1 protein-coding gene is annotated in these 789 nt (G+C 69.3%); it reads left to right on the top strand.

All coding sequences use genetic code 11. The features are described from left to right. Positions 1-52: 52 nt before the first annotated feature. Positions 53-789, top strand: a protein-coding gene (locus FV223_RS29025) for an IS5 family transposase (protein WP_147730046.1) whose coding sequence is annotated in 2 segments (ribosomal slippage) — positions 53-383 and positions 383-789 — 738 coding nt annotated over the 2 segments. Because the reading frame shifts where the segments join, the coding sequence is not laid out codon by codon here. This gene is flagged as partial in the annotation.

The raw sequence follows: 789 nt of genomic DNA, 5'->3' as shown, positions 1-789 counted from the left end.
TTAGAGCGCCTAACAGAACGGCACCCTGAGCGTTGATGTGCGTTGGTGTTTCATGGCCCGCGCACTTCTTCCCGACGATCTCTGGGACGAGATCGCCCCGCTGCTTCCGCCTCCCCGACCCCGTCCGAAAGGCGGTCGACGGCCTATCAAGAACCGGGCGGCCCTGACAGGCATCCTGTTCGTGCTGCGCTCTGGATTGCCCTGGGAGATGCTGCCGGCCGAGATGGGCTGTGGCTCGGGCATGACGTGCTGGCGCCGCCTGCGGGACTGGCAGGCGGCGGGCGTCTGGACCCGCCTGCATCAGGTGCTGCTGGGGCGACTTTACGAAGTCGGCCAGCTCGACTGGAGCCGGGCCAGCCTGGACAGCGCGTCTGTCCCGGCGAAAAAAGGGGCTCTGCCACAGGCCCGAACCCGACGGATCGCGGCAAACCGGGCACCAAGCGCCACCTCGTCGTCGATGCCCGCGGCACGCCCCTCGGCCTGACCTTCACGGGGGCCAACCGCCACGACAGCGTGATGATGGCCCCGACCCTCGATGCGATCCCGCCCGTGGGCAGCGGCCGGCGCGGTCGCCCACGCCGCCGTCCCCACAAGCTTCATGCCGACAAGGCCTACGACGCCCGTGCCCGTCGCCAGGAGTGCCGCGCCCGTGGGATCGTCCCTCGCATCGCTCGGCGCGGGATCGACAGCAGCGAGAAGCTTGGGCGTCACCGTTGGGTAGTCGAGCGCACCCATGCCTGGTTCAACCGTTTCCGACGCCTGCCCGTACGCTACGAGCGTCGCGCCGAC

Origin of the sequence: Methylobacterium sp. WL116 (genome assembly GCF_008039455.1) — a bacterium.
Taxonomy (GTDB): domain Bacteria; phylum Pseudomonadota; class Alphaproteobacteria; order Rhizobiales; family Beijerinckiaceae; genus Methylobacterium.
This window is presented reverse-complemented; position numbering and strand designations above follow the sequence as displayed.